The sequence below is a fragment of the Phytomonospora endophytica genome (assembly GCF_014202425.1).
Taxonomy (GTDB): domain Bacteria; phylum Actinomycetota; class Actinomycetes; order Mycobacteriales; family Micromonosporaceae; genus Phytomonospora; species Phytomonospora endophytica.
This window is the reverse complement of record NZ_JACHGT010000006.1, coordinates 366,362-382,105: the sequence shown is the minus strand read 5'-3', so window position 1 is coordinate 382,105 and position 15,744 is coordinate 366,362. Positions and strand designations below refer to the sequence as shown.

18 protein-coding genes are annotated in these 15,744 nt (G+C 73.5%); 13 read left to right on the top strand and 5 right to left on the bottom strand.

Annotated elements, in window-relative coordinates:
- Positions 1 to 45: 45 nt before the first annotated feature.
- The 4 genes from HNR73_RS16240 to HNR73_RS16225 are packed head-to-tail and all read left to right on the top strand — an operon-like array spanning position 46 to position 3,177.
- Complete coding sequence (locus HNR73_RS16240) at positions 46 to 1,191, top strand: hypothetical protein (protein ID WP_184788297.1); 1,146 nt, start codon at positions 46 to 48, stop codon at positions 1,189 to 1,191.
- Positions 1,188 to 2,288 carry a hypothetical protein gene (locus tag HNR73_RS16235; RefSeq protein ID WP_184788296.1) on the top strand — a complete coding sequence of 367 codons (1,101 nt, stop codon included), beginning with the start codon at positions 1,188 to 1,190 and terminating at the stop codon, positions 2,286 to 2,288. Before HNR73_RS16240 ends, HNR73_RS16235 begins: the two co-directional genes overlap by 4 nt.
- A gap of 44 nt (positions 2,289 to 2,332) precedes the next feature.
- Positions 2,333 to 2,764 carry an NUDIX domain-containing protein gene (locus tag HNR73_RS16230; protein ID WP_184788295.1) on the top strand — a complete coding sequence of 144 codons (432 nt, stop codon included), beginning with the start codon at positions 2,333 to 2,335 and terminating at the stop codon, positions 2,762 to 2,764.
- Between the two features lie 50 nt (positions 2,765 to 2,814).
- On the top strand, positions 2,815 to 3,177 hold the full coding sequence (locus HNR73_RS16225) for a DUF8817 family protein (RefSeq protein WP_203685685.1): 363 nt from the start codon (positions 2,815 to 2,817) through the stop codon (positions 3,175 to 3,177).
- 471 nt (positions 3,178 to 3,648) lie between these two features.
- Here HNR73_RS16225 and HNR73_RS16220 read toward each other — a convergent pair whose 3' ends face one another.
- The 4 genes from HNR73_RS16220 to HNR73_RS16205 all read right to left on the bottom strand — a co-directional run bounded on the left by HNR73_RS16220 (position 3,649) and on the right by HNR73_RS16205 (position 6,005).
- Positions 3,649 to 4,485, bottom strand: a complete 837-nt coding sequence (locus HNR73_RS16220; RefSeq protein WP_184788294.1) for an alpha/beta fold hydrolase — start codon at positions 4,483 to 4,485, stop codon at positions 3,649 to 3,651.
- A 41-nt stretch (positions 4,486 to 4,526) separates the two neighbouring features.
- Complete coding sequence (locus HNR73_RS16215) at positions 4,527 to 5,231, bottom strand: alpha/beta fold hydrolase (RefSeq protein ID WP_184788293.1); 705 nt, start codon at positions 5,229 to 5,231, stop codon at positions 4,527 to 4,529.
- A 67-nt stretch (positions 5,232 to 5,298) separates the two neighbouring features.
- Positions 5,299 to 5,670, bottom strand: coding sequence for an ATP-binding protein (locus HNR73_RS16210; RefSeq protein WP_260337178.1), 372 nt, complete (start codon positions 5,668 to 5,670; stop codon positions 5,299 to 5,301).
- A gap of 2 nt (positions 5,671 to 5,672) precedes the next feature.
- Positions 5,673 to 6,005, bottom strand: a complete 333-nt coding sequence (locus HNR73_RS16205; RefSeq protein WP_184788291.1) for an STAS domain-containing protein — start codon at positions 6,003 to 6,005, stop codon at positions 5,673 to 5,675.
- Between the two features lie 463 nt (positions 6,006 to 6,468).
- Here HNR73_RS16205 and HNR73_RS16200 point away from each other — a divergent pair, with 463 nt between their 5' ends.
- Together HNR73_RS16200 and HNR73_RS39820 are read left to right on the top strand one after the other, a co-directional pair.
- Positions 6,469 to 8,802 (top strand): DNA 3'-5' helicase SftH, encoded by a 2,334-nt coding sequence (locus tag HNR73_RS16200; protein WP_184788290.1) that lies wholly within the window; start codon positions 6,469 to 6,471, stop codon positions 8,800 to 8,802.
- Positions 8,803 to 8,842: 40 nt separating this feature from the next.
- Entirely contained in the window at positions 8,843 to 9,691 is an 849-nt protein-coding gene (locus tag HNR73_RS39820; RefSeq protein ID WP_239121909.1) for a GNAT family N-acetyltransferase, read from the top strand.
- On the opposite strand, the gene HNR73_RS16190 is transcribed toward HNR73_RS39820, so the two are convergent.
- Positions 9,673 to 10,527, bottom strand: a complete 855-nt coding sequence (locus HNR73_RS16190; protein WP_184788289.1) for a hypothetical protein — start codon at positions 10,525 to 10,527, stop codon at positions 9,673 to 9,675. The two genes, HNR73_RS39820 and HNR73_RS16190, sit on opposite strands and share 19 nt — an antisense overlap.
- A gap of 225 nt (positions 10,528 to 10,752) precedes the next feature.
- Between HNR73_RS16190 and ssd the strand changes: the two genes are divergently transcribed.
- From ssd to HNR73_RS16155, 7 genes are read left to right on the top strand one after another with little or no spacing between them, the layout of a single operon-like run.
- Positions 10,753 to 11,826 carry a septum site-determining protein Ssd gene (gene ssd, locus HNR73_RS16185; protein WP_184788288.1) on the top strand — a complete coding sequence of 358 codons (1,074 nt, stop codon included), beginning with the start codon at positions 10,753 to 10,755 and terminating at the stop codon, positions 11,824 to 11,826.
- Positions 11,720 to 12,904 carry a TadA family conjugal transfer-associated ATPase gene (locus tag HNR73_RS16180; protein ID WP_373316585.1) on the top strand — a complete coding sequence of 395 codons (1,185 nt, stop codon included), beginning with the start codon at positions 11,720 to 11,722 and terminating at the stop codon, positions 12,902 to 12,904. Before ssd ends, HNR73_RS16180 begins: the two co-directional genes overlap by 107 nt.
- A complete protein-coding gene (locus tag HNR73_RS16175) occupies positions 12,898 to 13,623 on the top strand; it encodes a hypothetical protein (RefSeq protein WP_184788286.1) in 726 nt (241 codons plus the stop codon). The genes HNR73_RS16180 and HNR73_RS16175 overlap by 7 nt, the downstream gene beginning before the upstream one ends.
- On the top strand, positions 13,620 to 13,805 hold the full coding sequence (locus tag HNR73_RS16170) for a hypothetical protein (RefSeq protein ID WP_184788285.1): 186 nt from the start codon (positions 13,620 to 13,622) through the stop codon (positions 13,803 to 13,805). The genes HNR73_RS16175 and HNR73_RS16170 overlap by 4 nt, the downstream gene beginning before the upstream one ends.
- On the top strand, positions 13,802 to 14,476 hold the full coding sequence (locus HNR73_RS16165) for a type II secretion system F family protein (RefSeq protein WP_184788284.1): 675 nt from the start codon (positions 13,802 to 13,804) through the stop codon (positions 14,474 to 14,476). The genes HNR73_RS16170 and HNR73_RS16165 overlap by 4 nt, the downstream gene beginning before the upstream one ends.
- 15 nt (positions 14,477 to 14,491) lie before the next feature.
- A complete protein-coding gene (locus HNR73_RS16160) occupies positions 14,492 to 14,662 on the top strand; it encodes a DUF4244 domain-containing protein (protein WP_184788283.1) in 171 nt (56 codons plus the stop codon).
- Positions 14,659 to 15,030, top strand: coding sequence for a TadE family protein (locus HNR73_RS16155; RefSeq protein WP_184788282.1), 372 nt, complete (start codon positions 14,659 to 14,661; stop codon positions 15,028 to 15,030). The genes HNR73_RS16160 and HNR73_RS16155 overlap by 4 nt, the downstream gene beginning before the upstream one ends.
- Positions 15,031 to 15,744: the final 714 nt, after the last annotated feature.

Sequence of the window (15,744 nt, the reverse complement as noted above, 5' to 3'; positions counted from 1 at the left end):
CCGTCCGTTCATGGGGAGCCAGACCTTAGATCCCGCGCGGCCGTCATGAGCGACCACGCCGACCTCCTCCACGAACGCCGCCGCACGCGCCTGCGCGCGCTCGCGGTGGCAGGGCTGCTGGTGTTCGTCGCGGTGGTCTGGAAACTCACCTCCGGCGGCGCGGACTCCACCGGGGACGAGGCCGAACCGCCGTCCTACACGCGGTTCGGCGCCTGGCGGGCCTACGATTCCCGGCTCGTCGAGCACACCGCGCTGTTCCTCCTGCCCGACGGCTGCGTCCTCGGCGTCGGCGGCGACACCGGCGAGATCGTCGTCGAGACCCTCGGCCCGCGCGAAGGACTGGAGTGCGCGGCACCCCGCGACGACGAGGGCGCCGTGACCGGAATGCCCGACGTGACCGACGCCACCGCCGACCTGCCCGCCGCCACCCGCTTCGCCGACGGCTACGCCCTTCTCCTGACGATCTACCACGAGGACGCGGCCCGCGTCGCGGTCATCACCGGCTCACCGGGCGCCTGGCTGTATCACCCCGTCACCGCGGACGCCGACACCCGGGCCGCCGCGATCGCCTGGGACGGCACCGATCTGATCGTCCTCGGCACCGACGGCGAAGGACCGGTCACCTGGCGCTCGCCCAATGGCGCGACGTGGCGCGAGCAGCGCCTTCCCGGCGGCGAACCCGGTTCGGAGCGTTTCACGCTGGCCTCCGACGGGCGCGGCACCACACTCGCGGCCGCCACCGCCGAGGACGCCGAGACCGGCGCGGTCTGGCGCTCCGACGGCGATGCCTGGGCCGAGGCGGCCGCCCCGCGCGGAATCGTCGAGGATCTCGCCCACGACGGCACCGCGTTCCAGCTCGCCGGGACCTCCGTCGACACCGCCGGGCGGCCCGCGATCCTGCTCGCGTCCTCTGCGGACGGCCGTGAGTGGACGACCGACCCTGGGTTCTGGCGCGACTCCGCCGCCCGCGAGGTCGTTCCGCTCGGCGACGGGACGCTCATGGTCTTCACCGACGGCATGGCCGGCGACGACGGCGAGGCCTGCGCCGACGTCGTGCATCGCCGCACCGGCGATACCTGGTCGAGCGAGGGCCTGGAATGCGGTCGCGATGTCGCCGACGCCGTCGTGCTGCCCGACGGCCGCGTCGTCGCCGCCGGCAACGGGCGCGTGTTCGTCAGGGAGGCGCCATGACGGCCGGCGAGCCGGTTCACGGCGTACGGCGATGGGTCCGCGCGCTGCTGTCCCTCGCCGTGTTCTGCGTCGCCTTCGCGGTCCTCGTGATCGTCAACCACGAGACCGATCCCCCACCCGGACCGAAGGTCGACGAGGCGACCGGGCTGTCCTACTTCGAGGACTTCGCACTGGCCGCGCGCAGCGTCGAGACCTGGCCCGGCGGCTGCTACCTGGCCTTCGGCGAGGGCGGCACGGTCTGGTCGGCCGACGGTGACTGCTCCGATCCTCGTCCACTGTGGACGGCGAAGGCCGAGGGCGAGCGCCCGCTGGTGTTCGTCGACTCCGCGGCGGGCGCCCCCGGCTTCTACGCCGGACTGGCCATTGAGGACGGTGCCGGCCTGGAAGGCCGCAACCGCGGCTACGTGGCCGTCGGCGGTTTCGGCGGTGGCGACAGGACCTGGGAGCTGACGCGGCTGCCCGCCCGCAACGAGTGGGGAAACGACGTCGAGCCGCGCGCGATCGTGTGGGACGGCACGGCTTTCGTGGTCGTCGGCCGTGAAGGCGGTGAACCCGCTGTCTGGAGCTCCCGCAACGGCCACGACTGGGTCCTCACCAGGGTTCCCGTGACGGGTGAGGCCGCGCCACTGCTGCTCACCACCGACGGGGAGGGACTCGTCATCGCCTCGGTCCGGCTGGGCATTCCTTCGAGCGGCTACGACGACACGCTGTGGTGGACGCGGGACTCCGGCGCGACCTGGAAACGCGCCACGGCAACGGAAGGGCGGCACGGGATCGACGCTCTCGTGCCCGACGGCGCGGGCTTCACCGCCTACGGCGCCGACGCCGACGGCACGGCCGCCACTCTCGTCTCCGTCGACGGCACCGAGTGGACCGCCGCGACCGGCCCCGGGTGCGCGTGGGACGGGGTGGCGACCGGTCCCGGCCCGGCGGGGACCCTCGTCCTGCTCGGTGCCCCCTGCGACCGCCTGCTCCTGCCCGGCGGAACGGAACTCGCCGTCCCGGCCACCGCCGCGCTCCCCGTCGGACTGGCCGACGGCCGGGTCGCGCTCGTCGACTTCCGCCTCGGCCGCCTCTGGCTCGGTACGCCGGGTTGAGCGCGGACCCCGTACGCTCGCTACGCCGAGCCGAAGGGACCGCAATGCAAGAACTCGCAAGCCTCAACGAGACCGACGGCCGCGACGGGATCGAACAGCAGGTCGTCGGCGGAGTGATCAGCCACGACGGGCTGATCCTGCTGCTGCGCCGTGCCCCCGCCGAGTACCTCGCCGGACGCTGGGAACTCCCGTCGGGCAAGGTCGACCCGGGCGAGGACCTGTACACCGCGCTGCGGCGGGAGGTGTTCGAGGAGACCGGCCTGGTCGTGGAAAAGGTCGGCGCCTACCTGGGTTCCTTCGACTACACCTCGCGCGGGATCAGCATGCGCCAGCACAACTGGGAGATCCGGGTCGCCGCGCACGAGCCGGTACGGCTCAGCGCCGAGGAGCACGACGCCTACGAGTGGGTCAAGCCCGGCGAGACACCCGGGCCGGTCAGCCCGGACGTGCAGGGTCTCCTCGAAGGTCTCGGCTAGGTTCGCGCGGTCCGAGCGGAATTGTCGGACCCGCGGCCTAGGCTGCGGGCATGGTGACCTTCAGGTCGGTCTCGCCTGTCCTGCCCGTCGGCGACATCACCGCCGCCATCGGGCATTACCGCACGCTCGGATTCGCCGTCACGGCCTATGAGGGCGCCGAACCCTACGCCTTCGCCAGACGCGGCGACGTCGAGCTCCACCTCGCCCAGGTCGACGAGATCGAGCCCTCGCGGTCGCTGGTGTCGGTGTACCTGTACATCGACGACGCCGACGCCCTCGCCGCCGAGTGGGCCGCAGCGGGCGCGGACGGGAGATTCGTGGCGCCCGTCGACACCCCGTACGGCCTGCGCGAAGGCGCGCACGTGGACACCGATGGGAACCTGCTGCGCTACGGGTCGCCGCTCAAGGGGTGAGGACGGTCGCGTCGACGCCGGCCGCACCACGGCTCGCCGCAACGACCGCGCGGGCAGGAACGCGCGACCAGCCACTCGACCGCGCGAGAACCCGCCACGACCGCAGCCCGGGCGCGTCGGCGCGGGCGGGAACTCGCGGCACCGCCTGCGCGCACGTCGACACCCTCCGCGCCTCAGCCCACCGCTCGGCCGACACCCGTACGGTCCACGACCGTGAGCGGCAGATCTGCGGCACCGTCGACACGCACACCGACACCCTCCGCGCCACGACCAGCCACTCGGCCACACGAGAACCCGCCACGACCGCAGCCCGGGCGCGTCGGCGCGGGCGGGAACTCGCGGCACCGCCTGCGCGCACGTCAACACCCTCCGCGCCTCAACTCACCGCTCGGCCGACACCCGTACGGTCCACGACCGTGAGCGGCAGATCCCCGGCGCGCACCCGGCCCCCACTCACTCCCCGCACCCCGCTCAAGCCGTCAAGAACCCCAGCACCGCCGCCGCGAAGTCGTCCGGCCGGGTGGAGTGGATCCGGTGCCCGGCGTCGTCGAAGGTGACGACGCGGCAGTCGGGGATGGCCTCGGCCTGCGCGGCGAGCCGGTCGGCGGGCACGGGCCCGGTCGGGCCGCCGTAGAGGATCAGCGTCTCGGCGGTGATGTCGGGCAGCGCCGCCCACCAGTCGGGCGTCGGCGTGCGGTAGGCGGGCGCGACGTGCCCGAGCGCGCGCTGGTCGAAGCGCAGCAGCGTCGGCACACTGCGCAGGACCGCCCACGCACTCATCCGCACGCGCGGCCGCCGGGCGCGGTCGGCGAAGGGCATCGCCTCGTCCTCGTTGCGCGGCGGGGGCGGGCTCTCCTCAATGACGAGGCGCCGCACCAGCTTCGGGCGTTCCTGCGCGACCATCGAGGCGACATGCCCGCCCAGGGAGTGGCCGACGAGGTCGGCGTGTTCGACGCCGAGCTCGTCAAGGAGGTCGAGGATGTCGTCGCGGAAGGCGGCGAAGGTGTAGTCGTCGGCGCGGCCGCTGTGGCCGTGCCCGCGCAGGTCGGGCACGATCGCGCGGCGGCCCGCCACGGCCAGGCGCCGGGCGAAGTCGGTCCAGCCGCGGCCGTCCCCCGACAGACCGTGCAGCAGGACGACCGGCACCCCGTGCCACTCGTCGGCCTTCGAGGAGATCTCCGGGGGAAGCGCGCCCGGGTCGTCCCAGCCGAGCAGCTCGCCGGGGGCGGCGGCCCCCGTGTCACGAAAGGCGATCTCGACCCCGCGCGCCGCCACGCGCCTTAAGGTCCACAGTTGACGTCCTGCCATGCGCGCACAGTACCCGGGGTGTCGAGTCCTCCCGGGCTTGCTTAACCGGCTTTAAGAAGGATTTCGGCAAGCTCCACGGGAGCGGTGAGCATCGGCCAGTGGCCGGTCGCGATCTCGGTGAAAGTCCAGCCGGGAGCCTCGCGCAGCGCCTCGGCCGCCTGCGGGATCGCCGGGTTCGGGACGGTGCAGTTGACGTAGGTCGCGCGCAGCTGCGACAGCGGACGCGCGAGCGCGGCGGGCTGGGTGACCGTGAGGCCGGGGTGCGGGACCGCGCGGGAGACGAACAGCTCCGCCTGCGGGCCGTCGAGACCGGCGCCGGCGAGCTCTTCGAGGGTCGGGGGCAGCCACATGCCGCCGTTGGCGGCGATCGACTCGTGCATGTGGTCCTGTCCGGCGGGTGAGAACGCGCCGACCAGGCTCTCGCCTTCGACGGGGAGGTTCGCGTCGACGAAGACGGCGTGCGCGACCCGTTCGGGTTCGGCGGCGGCGACCTGGCCGGTGACGATCCCGGCGTAGCTGTGACCGGCGAGGACGACGTCGGTCAGGTCCATGCGCTCGATGAGCTCGTGGACGGCGGTCACGTGTTCGGCGAGGGTGACGGCGGTGGCCGGTTCGGCGGCGTGCGCCGACAGGCCGGGGAGCGTGACGGGGTGGACCTCGTGGCCGCGAGCGCGGAGGTCGCGTGTCACGGGCTCCCACAGCCAGGCGCCTCCCCAGGCACCCGGGACCAGCACGTACGTAGTCATGGACGAACCATAGGACATGGGTACGACGTACGCGGGCAGGACGTGACAGGACCCATACGCCCGGGGGTCAGCGAAAGTAGAGGTGCACCGTCGTGCCGGGCGGGTCGACCGTGGAGGTCATGCGCAGGTCGGAGACGAGGCCCGAGAGGAGCGCCATGGCGACCGGGTCGCTGTTGGCGGCGTCGTCGACGGGCGCGCGGTCGGACACGCGGACGGTGAAGCCCGCGCCGCTGGAGTCGCATTCGACGAGGACGCGTTCGCGCAGGTCGTGACGCTGATGCCGGGCGACGGCCTGCGCGCACGCCTCACCGACGGCGAAGCGAACCTCGTCGACGGCCTCGCCTTTGAGTCCCGCCTGCTGCGCCGCCGCACCGGCGACGAGTCGGACGGTCCGTACATGAGCCGGCGCCGGAGTGAAGCTGACCCTCACCACCGGCATCGTCACGAACCGGCCGGACTGGCGGTGTCCTGGATGTCGAAGATCTGGTCCAGTCCGGTCAGCCGGAAGATCTTGAGGATGCGCTCCTGGTTGCACACGATCACCAGGGTGCCGCCCACCTCACGCAGCCGTTTGAGCGTGCCGACGAGCACGCCGAGGCCGGTCGAGTCGCAGAACTCAACGCCGTTCATGTCGACCGTGAGATGCCGGACGCCGTCGGTCACCAGCGCGCGCAGGCGTTCGCGCAGGCCGGGGGCCGAATACAGGTCGATCTCCCCACGGGCCGCGACGACCGAGCGGTCACCGTCGGTCTGCGTGGACAGCGCGAGTTCCATTTACCCTCCCGTACAGGTCGGCGCCGGGGCCGTAGTAGGTCTCAACTCGACCGTACTCATCATTCTTCCGCCGGTCGCCTCACCGCAAGGACAGGTTAGCGGGCTGAGCGCGGCCCGGGCGCGAAGCCCGGCGGGAGAGACGGGACGCACATCGAACGGGCGGGTGGTGATACCCCACCCCAACCGGGGGCAAACCATCCCGAAACCAGTCAAGCACATTCCACGCCCGGGCCGAAAACACCTTCGCGGAGAGCTTGTGGACAACCGGCCGGTTGTGGATAACGGCCATCCCGCGGACCTCGACCGAGACGAGCCCCGGCAAGCGCCACGCCCGACCGGAACCCGGCGCGCCCCGGCGCCCTCTCCCCGGTCCCTCGCCGAAGTGATCCGCGGACCCGGCCGGCGAGACGCGCGGCACCCGCCCACCACCACCCCCGCCCCACCCCTGTGCCACGCTCACACCATGAGGCGCACCTCCGTCCCCACCGAGCTCCTGGAACGGCTCCGCGTCAGCCGCGACAAGGACTCACTGCGGCACGTCCGGCGCATCCCCGCCCAGAGCGGCACGACCGGCGAGTGGCCCGCGTGGGTCCCCGCCGAGCTGCGCGCGGCCCTCGCCAAACAGGGCGTCGAGGCACCCTGGACCCACCAGGTCGAGGCCGCCGAGGCCGCCCACGCCGGCCGCCACGTCGTCATCTCCACCGGCACGGCGTCCGGCAAGACCCTCGCCTACCAGCTCCCGGCCCTGTCGGACATGCTCGCCGACGACGCCGCCTGCGCCCTCTACCTCTCCCCGACCAAGGCCCTCGCCGCCGACCAGATGCGCTCGATCGGCGAGCTGGAACTCGGCGAGATCACCGCCGCGGTCTTCGACGGCGACACGCCCTACGAGCAGCGCGAATGGCTCCGCCGCCACGCGCGTCTCCTGCTGTCGAATCCGGACATGCTGCACCACGGCATGCTTCCCCGGCACGAACGGTGGGCGAGGTTCCTCAAACGCCTCAAGTACGTGATCGTCGACGAATGCCACACCTACCGCGGTGTCTTCGGTTCGCACGTCGCGCTCCTCCTGCGCCGCCTGCGACGGGTGGCGGCGCTGTACGGGGCCGAGCCGGTGTTCGTGCTGGCCTCGGCGACGACCGGCGACCCCGCGTACACCGCGTCCCGCCTCACCGGCGCCGACGTGCACGCGGTGACCACCGACGCGTCCCCGCGCGCGGGCACGACCTTCGCGCTGTGGGAGCCGCCGCTGCTGCCCGACTTCACCGGCGAGGGCGGCGCGCCGGTGCGCAAGTCGACGCTGACCGAGTCCGCCGACCTCCTCACCGACCTGGTCACCCTCGGGGTGCGGACGGTCGCGTTCGTGGGGTCGCGGCGGGGCGCGGAGGCGGTCGCGAGCATCACCCGGCAGGCACTGTCCGATGTGGACCCCGACCTGCCGGGCCGGGTCGCCGCCTACCGCGCGGGCTACCTGCGCGAGGAGCGGCGGGAGCTGGAGCGGCGGCTGCGCGACGGCGACATCCTCGGCCTCGCCGCGACGAACGCCCTCGAACTGGGCGTCGACATCGCCGGTCTCGACGCCGTACTGCTCGCCGGATACCCGGGGCGACTGGCGTCGGTGTGGCAACAGTCGGGCCGCGCCGGGCGGGCCGGACGCGAGGCCCTGGCGATCCTGGTCGCCCGCGACGATCCGCTGGACACCTACCTCGTGCACCACCCCGAGGCGATCTTCGACCGTCCCGTCGAGGCGACCGTCCTCGACCCGGCCAATCCCTACGTCCTGGCGCCGCACCTGTGCCGGGCGGCGACGGAGTCGCATCTCAAGGACGCCGACGTCGAGCTGTTCGGCGGTGAGGCCGCGGCCGCCGCGCTGGAGATGCTGTGCGAGGCCGGTCTGCTGCGCAAACGCAAGGCGGGCTGGTTCTGGACGCGCCACGACCGGCCGGAGTTGTCGCTGCGCGGCACGGGCGGCGAGCCGATCGCCGTCGTCGAGGGCGACAGCGGGCAGCTGCTGGGGACCGTCGACGCGGCGTCCTCGCACTTCCTGACCCATCCCGGCGCGGTCTACCCGCACCAGGGCCGAACGTACATTGTGGACACTCTCGACCTCGACGACGCGACGGCGATGGTGCACGCGGCCAATCCCGACTGGACCACGCATCCCCGCGATGTCACCGATCTGACGGTCCTGTCGGTGACCCGCCGGGTCGACGCCGGACCGGTCGCGGCCTACCTCGGCGAGGTCGACGTGACCGGCCAGATCACCGGCTACCAGCGCCGTCGTGTCCCCAGTGGACAGATCATCGACGAGCATCCGCTGGACCTGCCCCGGCGGTCCCTGCGCACCGTCGCGGTGTGGTGGACGATCGCGCCTTCCGCGCTGACCGACGCCGGACTGTCCAAACAGGACGTTCCCGGTGCGCTGCACGCCGCCGAGCACGCCGCGATCGGCCTGCTGCCACTGGTCGCGACCTGCGACCGCTGGGACATCGGCGGCCTGTCGACCGCCGAACACGCCGACACCGGGACCCCGACGATCTTCGTCTACGACGGGCATCCGGGCGGTGCGGGCTTCGCCGAACGAGGGTTCGAGGCGATCGAGACGTGGCTCTCGGCGACCCGGCAGGCGATTCGGGCGTGCGAGTGCCCGGCCGGCTGCCCGTCGTGCGTCCAGTCCCCGAAGTGCGGAAACGGCAACGAACCGCTCGACAAGGCGGGTTCCCTCGCCGTGCTGCGGGTGGTGCTGGACTGGCTGCGCGACCCCCGCGCCCGCGGCCTCAATGGTCAGGGACCCTAATGATTGGACAAGGAGGGTTTCGCGCGGCACCATGATCGTCATGTCCCTCACCGGTCTGTGGCACACCGATCCCCTCTACCTGGGCGGCAAGGAGGCGGCTTCGGTCGCCCTGATGCCCGACGGGACCGGCTGGTACGAGCTGGCGGGTCCTCGCGGCGCCGACATCCGCGCGTTCACCTGGCGGCAGACGCCCGACGACCGGCTGTGCCTCGAATACCACCACCACGTGCGGATCCGCGACGGGAAGGTCGACGAGTCGCGGCGGGCCGAGGACAGGTGGGAGTCGGCCTACCGCCTCGAAGACACCGCCGACCGGGCCGGGAACAACGTGACCGTGCTGAACCTCCTGGAACGCCCGCTGGGCGTCGACGAACTGTTCGCGCTGACCTCGCACACGCCCGGTCCGCTGATCACCGTCCGGGACGCCCGGCCGGACGATCTTCGTACACTGTGGACACTCGCGTCGCTGCCGAACGTCGGCGCCACCGGCGATCCGGGGCGGCCGATCGCGCTGCCGGAGGCGGCCGGTCCGCCCGAGGCCTTCGCCGACATCGGCGATCCCGCGTCCCACATCGCCTTCCTGGTCGCGGAGTTCCAGGGCCGCGTCGTCGGATGCGGCGGCATCCGCGCGGCCGGACCGGGAGCCGCCGACGGCGTCGAGGTCCGCAACATCCGCGTGCATCCGGCGACCCGCCGCCTCGGCGTGGGCCGCGCGGTGATGGCGGCGCTGGAGAAGCGCGCGCGGGACGTCGGCTACCGCTTCGCCCACCTCGACACCGCCACGAACATGCCCGAGGCGATGGCCTTCTACCGCCGGATCGGTTACGAGGAAACGCATCGGCGCGCCTTCCCGAAATGGACCCTCGTCTACTACAGCAAGAGCCTGTAGGCGCGGACCAGACCGGCCAGCATGGCCGCGCCGACGGCCGCGCCCAGCCCGTACTCGACGACCGCGACCGGCACGAGCTCGGCGGGGGCGAAACCTCCCGGCGCGGTGACCGTCGCGAGCAGTTTCCAGGAGCACCAGGCGAACAGTGAGCCCGACGCGATGAAGCAGAGGGCCGGCAGCCGCGTGGCCGCGGCCCCGATCAGCGCCCACAGCGCCGAATTGGCCAGCAGCAGGCGATCGGGCGCCGTGAGAGCGACGTTCCCGGTCATGCCGAACTCTCCACCGGCCGCCCAGTACGTCCACAACGCCGCGAGTGCGATCGCACCACCGACAGTCCACAGTGGTGTGATGCGCTTCGCCGTGCGGGCGGCGGATCCCGGCCACCGTTCGAGCAGGTATAGCGGCACCGCGACGGCCAGACCCAGTGCCATTCCGCCGAACCCGAGGACCAGGAGCGCCTCGTGCCACGCGGGCATGACGCTCTCCGTTTCACCGCCGCCGTCGATGAAGCCGCGCACCGCCATGAACGGGATCATCGGCACGAGGAATCCGGCGCCGACCCAGGCCACGAAGACCACGAGCCGGGCGGAAAGCCTCGCACCCCAGGGCATCGCGAGCGCCAGTCCCAGTGCGACGCCGATCCCGGCCATCCCGATGGTGACGACGTTCAAGGCGATCCAGTCCGCTCCGCCCCCTCGCCCGCTGACGAGCGCGGCGACGACCCACACGACTTTCACGGCGAGGTAGAGCCCGACGGCTCCCGCCGCGGCGAGGCCCGCCGCCTTGCGCACGACGGCGAGGGCGGGACGGGCGGTGGCGGTGCTGTACGTCGGCATGGGGTGAGCCTCGCGCGGCGGTGTGGCCACCGGCCTCCCCCACGACGGGGAGCGGTTCACCCGTCCCGGTGACCACCCGCCGAACCCGAGCGGTCTTCGCTATAGACCGAGTTATCCACAAGCGCCCGGCTATCCACAGGCCTCCGCCGTCGCTCCTGGCGCGGAAAGCGCTCGTCGGGGAACGTCGAGGTGTCACATCCGGCCCGAATCAGGAGCGACGCACTCATGTCGACCGAAACCAGCACCGAACGGCCCCTGTTCATCACCGCCGACACCACCGTCCTCGACGGTCTGCTCCGCATCACGGCCGCCGCGCGGCTCGACCCGGTCGTCGCCCCGGACCCGGAGGCGGCCCGGCGCTACTGGTCGCGCTCGCCCTGCGTCGTCATCGGTCCGGACGCGGCCGAGGCCTGCGCACGGGCCGGCCTGCCACAACGGGAACGCGTCGCGGTGCTCCTGCCCGACGATCCGGGCGCCCGAACCCAGCCGTGGGGCGCGGCGGTCCGCATCGGCGCCTCCTACGTCGCGCCCCTCACCGCCGCGCACGCCTGGCTGACACGCTGGTTCGCACCCGAGGAAGTCGCCCTGGCCCCGGTAATCGGCGTCGTCGGCGGTGGAGGCGGCGCCGGGTCGAGCGTCATGGCCGCCGCGATCGCCGTCCGCGCGGCCAGGAACGACGCCCGGACCCTCCTGGCCGACTTCGATCCGCTCGGCGGCGGCCTCGACCTGCTTCTCGCCTGGGAACGGCACGAAGGCCTGCGCTGGCCCGAGATCGAGGAGCCGCCCGCCGAGCTCTTCGCTGCCCTCCCCCACGACGACCATCTCGCCCTCCTGTCGACGCGCGGCCCCGACCCTCTGAGCCTCGACCCGGCCGCGCCCGTCCCGCCCGGCCTCGCCGAGCGTCTCCTCGACGCCGCCCGCCGCGAGTTCGACCTCGTCGTCGCCGACCTTCCCCGCCGTCCCGACGCCGCCGCGGCCCGCGTCGCCGAACGCTGTACCAGCGGCTACCTCGTCGTCCGCGGCGACGTGCACGGCAGCGCCGCCGCCCGCAGCGTCGTCACCGCCTACGCGCCCCACTGGGAGCCACCGCGCCTCCTCGTCCGCAGGACGCCGGGAGTCTCCCTCCCACCCGAGGACATCGCCCGTACCCTCGGCGTCCCGCTCGGCGCGGTCTACGAGTCCGAACCCGGGCTTGCCGCCCGCCTCCACCACGGCTCCTTCGAGCACCTCCGCGACCGCAGCCGCATCGCCGGGCTCTGCGCGGATCTGCTCGCCGACCTCGAAGAGGTCGCGGCATGAACGAACGTCATGGCACACGACCTTCGGCGCCAGGGGAAGGGGCGGCATGAACACCCTCGATGACGCGGGCCCCCTGGAACCCTTCGTCTGCGACCCCGAGGTCACCGACCTGCTCGTCAACGGCCCCGGGCAGGTCTGGGCAGACCGTGGGCACGGCCTGGAACGCGTCGAAGCCGAGCTCGGCGGCGCCAAGGCCGTCCGGCGGCTCGCCCAGCGCCTCGCCGCGGCCTGCGGCCGCCGCCTGGACGACGCGCATCCCTACGTGGACGCCAGGCTCGCCGACGGGACGCGCCTGCACGCCGTCCTGCCTCCCGTCGCGGTCAACGGCCCATACCTGTCGCTGCGCATGTTCCGCGCCCGCGCCTTCACGCTGCCCGAACTCATCGCCGCCGGAACCCTCACCCCGGGCGCCGCCGAACTGTTGTCCGCGCTCGTCGCCGCCCGGCTCGCGCTGCTGGTCACCGGCGGCACGGGCAGCGGCAAGACCACCCTGCTCAGCGCGCTGCTGGGCCTCGTCGCGCCCGCCGAACGCATCGTCATCGTCGAAGACGCCGCCGAGCTGCGCCCCGACCACCCGCACGTCCTGAGCCTGGAAGCACGCACGTCCAATGTGGAGGGAGCGGGTTCGGTCGAGCTCAAGGACCTGGTGCGCCAAGCGCTGCGGATGCGCCCCGACCGCATCGTCGTCGGCGAGTGCCGCGGCGCCGAGGTCGCCGAGCTGCTCACCGCCCTCAACACCGGCCATGACGGCGGCGCCGGGACGATCCACGCCAACAGCCCCGCCGACGTTCCCGCCCGTCTCGAAGCGCTCGCCCTCCCGCACGGACTCGACCGCGCGGGCCTGCACGCCCAGGTCGCGGCGGCCCTGCGGATGGTCCTGCACCTGCGCCGGACTGCGGCCGGGCGAGTCCTCGACGAGGTGAGTCTGCTGCGGCTCGGACCCGACGGGCGCGGCGTGCGGGCGGTGCCGGCGTGGTGTGCGGGAACGGGCGCGGGTCCCGCCGCGGCCGAACTGGCCGGGATGCTGCGGGACCGTGCCGTCGCCGTGCCGGAGGTCCTGGAGGCGGGCCGATGCTGAGCACCCGCACGACTCGCGTGCGCGCCCGGCTGGCCGCGCTCGGCCCTGCCGTGGCCGCGCGGCCGTCGGCGAAGGACCGGCTGAAAGGCCTGTCGCCACTGCGTTCCCGGCGTGCGGCCGCCGCGGCCCTGGCCCTGGCGGGGTTCGCGGCCTTCGCGTGGCAGGGGCCGGTCGCGGCCTTCCTCGCTTTCGTCTACGGCACCGCCGGGCTCCTCGCGCTACACCGGAGCCGCCGTGTTCGCGAGGCCGCCGTGGCGCGTGAACGCACCCGGGGCGCCATCACCCTCCTCGCCGCAGACCTGCGCGCCGGCGTCCCCGCCCACCGGGCCGTACACGAGGTCCTCGCGGCCCTGCCCGCCGTCGACGATCCCCTCTGCCGCACCGCCCGGCGCAGACTCCGCGCGGCCTGGCAGGTCGCCGACACCACCGGCGCCGCCTGCGCCGACATCCTCGACCGCCTCGACGCCGACCTCCGCGCCCGGCTCCGCCGCGACGCCCGCGCCGCCGTGCACGTCAGCGGTTCGCGCGCCACGACCGTCCTGCTCGCCGCGCTTCCCGCCGCCGGGCTCCTGCTCGGCTCGGCCCTCGGCGGCGACGTCCTCGGCGTCCTGTTCCACACCCCGGTCGGCGCGGTCTGCGCATCGGCCGCGGTCGCACTGCAACTGCTGGGCCTGACCTGGTCCCGGCGGCTCACCGCACCCAAGGAGGTTCCGTCATGACCACGTGCACCGGACTCGCCGACCCGCCCGACGACCGCTCCGCCGGGGACGGTTTCTGGCCCTGGCACCTCTTCGCCCCCTGGCACGCCGAGATCCGCTTCGGCGAGGACGCCCCGGCCGTGCGCGCCGTCGGCCCCGTCCACCGCCACCGCGTGCCCGAGCCATCCCGGAGCCGGGAATGAGGCCCGTCGCGCGGCTGCGCGGGCTCGGCATGTCCCAGGCACCGCCGACGCTCCGGGAGAGGCTGCGGGCGAAAGCCGCGGGCCCGGCGCTGGCCGTGCTCGTCCTCGCCACCGCGGTGACCGTGCTCGGCCCGCTCACCGGCGTGGTGGCCGGGAGCCTCGCGGCCTACGCCGTCGACCGCGCCCTGCGCACCAGAGAGTCCCGCGAAGTCCAGCGCGCCCGCCTCATCGCCACCGACGAGCTCCCGTTCGCGCTCGATCTGCTCGCCGCCTGCCTGACCGCGGGCTCGCCGACGGTCACCGCCGTCCGCACGGTCGCGGCGGCGTCGGCGGCACCTCTCGCCGAGCGCCTGCGCGTCGTCGCCGACTCCCTCGACGACGGGGCCGAACCCGACGAGGCCTGGCGTCCGCTCGCGGGGCTCCCCGGCGGGGAACGGCTGCTCGCCGCGGCCGCCCGCAGCAGCGGCTCGGGGGCCGCGCTGGCCACCGGGTTGCGCCGCCTCGCCGAGGAGGCGCGCGAAGCCGCCGCGCACGCCGGTGAGGCCGCCGCCGAACGCGCCGGAGTGCTCGTGGTCATGCCCGTCGGGCTGTGCTTCCTGCCCGCGTTCGTGCTCATGGGACTCGTCCCGGTCGTCGTCGCCGTCCTCGGCGACGTCATGCCAACCCACTAGCGAAAGGACCGGCCGATGCCGAGCACGAAAACCCGCCGCCTCCGCGGCGAACGCGGGTCGATCTCGACGGAGTACGCGATGGTCGCGATCGCCGCCGCGGCCTTCGCCGCGATCCTGCTGAAAGTCCTCACCTCGGGGGCCGTGACCGGCGCGCTCACCGACATCATCGAAAGGGCGCTGTCATGACACGGGTCACCGTCACGAAACGGTTCCGGCGCGACCGCGGTTCGGTGACCGCCGAGTTCGCCGTCGTCCTGCCCGCCGCCGTTCTGCTGCTGACCGCCGGACTGACCGCCGTCGACGCCGTCACGACCCGCCTCGAATGCCTCGACGCCGCACGGGAAGGGGCGCTCGCCGGCGCACGCGGCGAGTCGGCCGCCGACGCCGCACACCGCCGCGCCCCTCCCGGCGCGAGCGTCTCCGCCGGCGCGGAAGGTGACACCTTCCGCGCCGAGGTCAGCGCCGAGGTGAGTCTCCTCGGCGACCTGCTGCCGCCGTTCACGGTGACCGGCGACGCCGTGGCCGCGATGGAACCGGAGGAACCCACGTGGTGAATCCGGCCCCACCACTCCGTCGCACCCCGACGACGCCGGAACACGCCATGAGCCCGCACGCGAGGAGTCGCGGCCCTCCCCGTGTGCGGGGTGCGGGCCACCCGAGCAAGAGCAGCGCGGGGAGCGGGGAGCGGGGAGCGGGATGCGGGCAACGCAAACGCGAGCGCGCAGGGCGGGCGAACGCGAGCAGCTTGAGAGGTGCTCGCTACTCGAATGCAAGCACCGCGCGTGCGGGCCCCCGAACGCGAGCTGCGTGAGGGGCACGGGCCACTCGAATGCAAGCACCGCGCGGGCGGACCGCCGAACGCGAGCTGCGTAAGGGGGACGGGCTACTCGAATGCAGCAGCGGAAGGCACGGGACGCGGGTTGAAGGCCTTGCGAACACAAGCACGCGGGAGGAGGCACGGCGCGGACCGCCCGAACACCGAGCAACGCGCGGGGAGGGGGCTCCTGGAACACGAGCAACACGCTGGGCGCGGTCCACCCAAAACGAGCACGCGGGGAACGCGAAGCCCGGGCCACCCGAACGCGAACAGCGCGAGACGCGCAGGGCGGAATGCGGTGTGCGGTGTGCGGTGTGCCCGAACACCGAACACCACGCGGGGCGGACCCGGAGTGGGAGTCTCCCGCGAATACGAGCGGCGCGAGAGACGCGGGGTTCGGAGTGGGAGGCCTCGCGAACGGAAACGCGCGGGAATGCGGAGCCCGGACCGC

Bases quoted from the DNA above. Each gene is read 5' to 3' on its own strand.
- HNR73_RS16240 (WP_184788297.1), top strand. From the start codon at position 46: ATGAGCGACCACGCCGACCTCCTCCACGAACGCCGCCGCACGCGCCTG.
- HNR73_RS16235 (WP_184788296.1), top strand. From the start codon at position 1,188: ATGACGGCCGGCGAGCCGGTTCACGGCGTACGGCGATGGGTCCGCGCG.
- HNR73_RS16230 (WP_184788295.1), top strand. From the start codon at position 2,333: ATGCAAGAACTCGCAAGCCTCAACGAGACCGACGGCCGCGACGGGATC.
- HNR73_RS16225 (WP_203685685.1), top strand. From the start codon at position 2,815: ATGGTGACCTTCAGGTCGGTCTCGCCTGTCCTGCCCGTCGGCGACATC.
- HNR73_RS16220 (WP_184788294.1), bottom strand. From the start codon at position 4,485: ATGGCAGGACGTCAACTGTGGACCTTAAGGCGCGTGGCGGCGCGCGGG.
- HNR73_RS16215 (WP_184788293.1), bottom strand. From the start codon at position 5,231: ATGACTACGTACGTGCTGGTCCCGGGTGCCTGGGGAGGCGCCTGGCTG.
- HNR73_RS16210 (WP_260337178.1), bottom strand. From the start codon at position 5,670: ATGCCGGTGGTGAGGGTCAGCTTCACTCCGGCGCCGGCTCATGTACGG.
- HNR73_RS16205 (WP_184788291.1), bottom strand. From the start codon at position 6,005: ATGGAACTCGCGCTGTCCACGCAGACCGACGGTGACCGCTCGGTCGTC.
- HNR73_RS16200 (WP_184788290.1), top strand. From the start codon at position 6,469: ATGAGGCGCACCTCCGTCCCCACCGAGCTCCTGGAACGGCTCCGCGTC.
- HNR73_RS39820 (WP_239121909.1), top strand. From the start codon at position 8,843: ATGTCCCTCACCGGTCTGTGGCACACCGATCCCCTCTACCTGGGCGGC.
- HNR73_RS16190 (WP_184788289.1), bottom strand. From the start codon at position 10,527: ATGCCGACGTACAGCACCGCCACCGCCCGTCCCGCCCTCGCCGTCGTG.
- ssd (WP_184788288.1), top strand. From the start codon at position 10,753: ATGTCGACCGAAACCAGCACCGAACGGCCCCTGTTCATCACCGCCGAC.
- HNR73_RS16175 (WP_184788286.1), top strand. From the start codon at position 12,898: ATGCTGAGCACCCGCACGACTCGCGTGCGCGCCCGGCTGGCCGCGCTC.
- HNR73_RS16170 (WP_184788285.1), top strand. From the start codon at position 13,620: ATGACCACGTGCACCGGACTCGCCGACCCGCCCGACGACCGCTCCGCC.
- HNR73_RS16165 (WP_184788284.1), top strand. From the start codon at position 13,802: ATGAGGCCCGTCGCGCGGCTGCGCGGGCTCGGCATGTCCCAGGCACCG.
- HNR73_RS16160 (WP_184788283.1), top strand. From the start codon at position 14,492: ATGCCGAGCACGAAAACCCGCCGCCTCCGCGGCGAACGCGGGTCGATC.
- HNR73_RS16155 (WP_184788282.1), top strand. From the start codon at position 14,659: ATGACACGGGTCACCGTCACGAAACGGTTCCGGCGCGACCGCGGTTCG.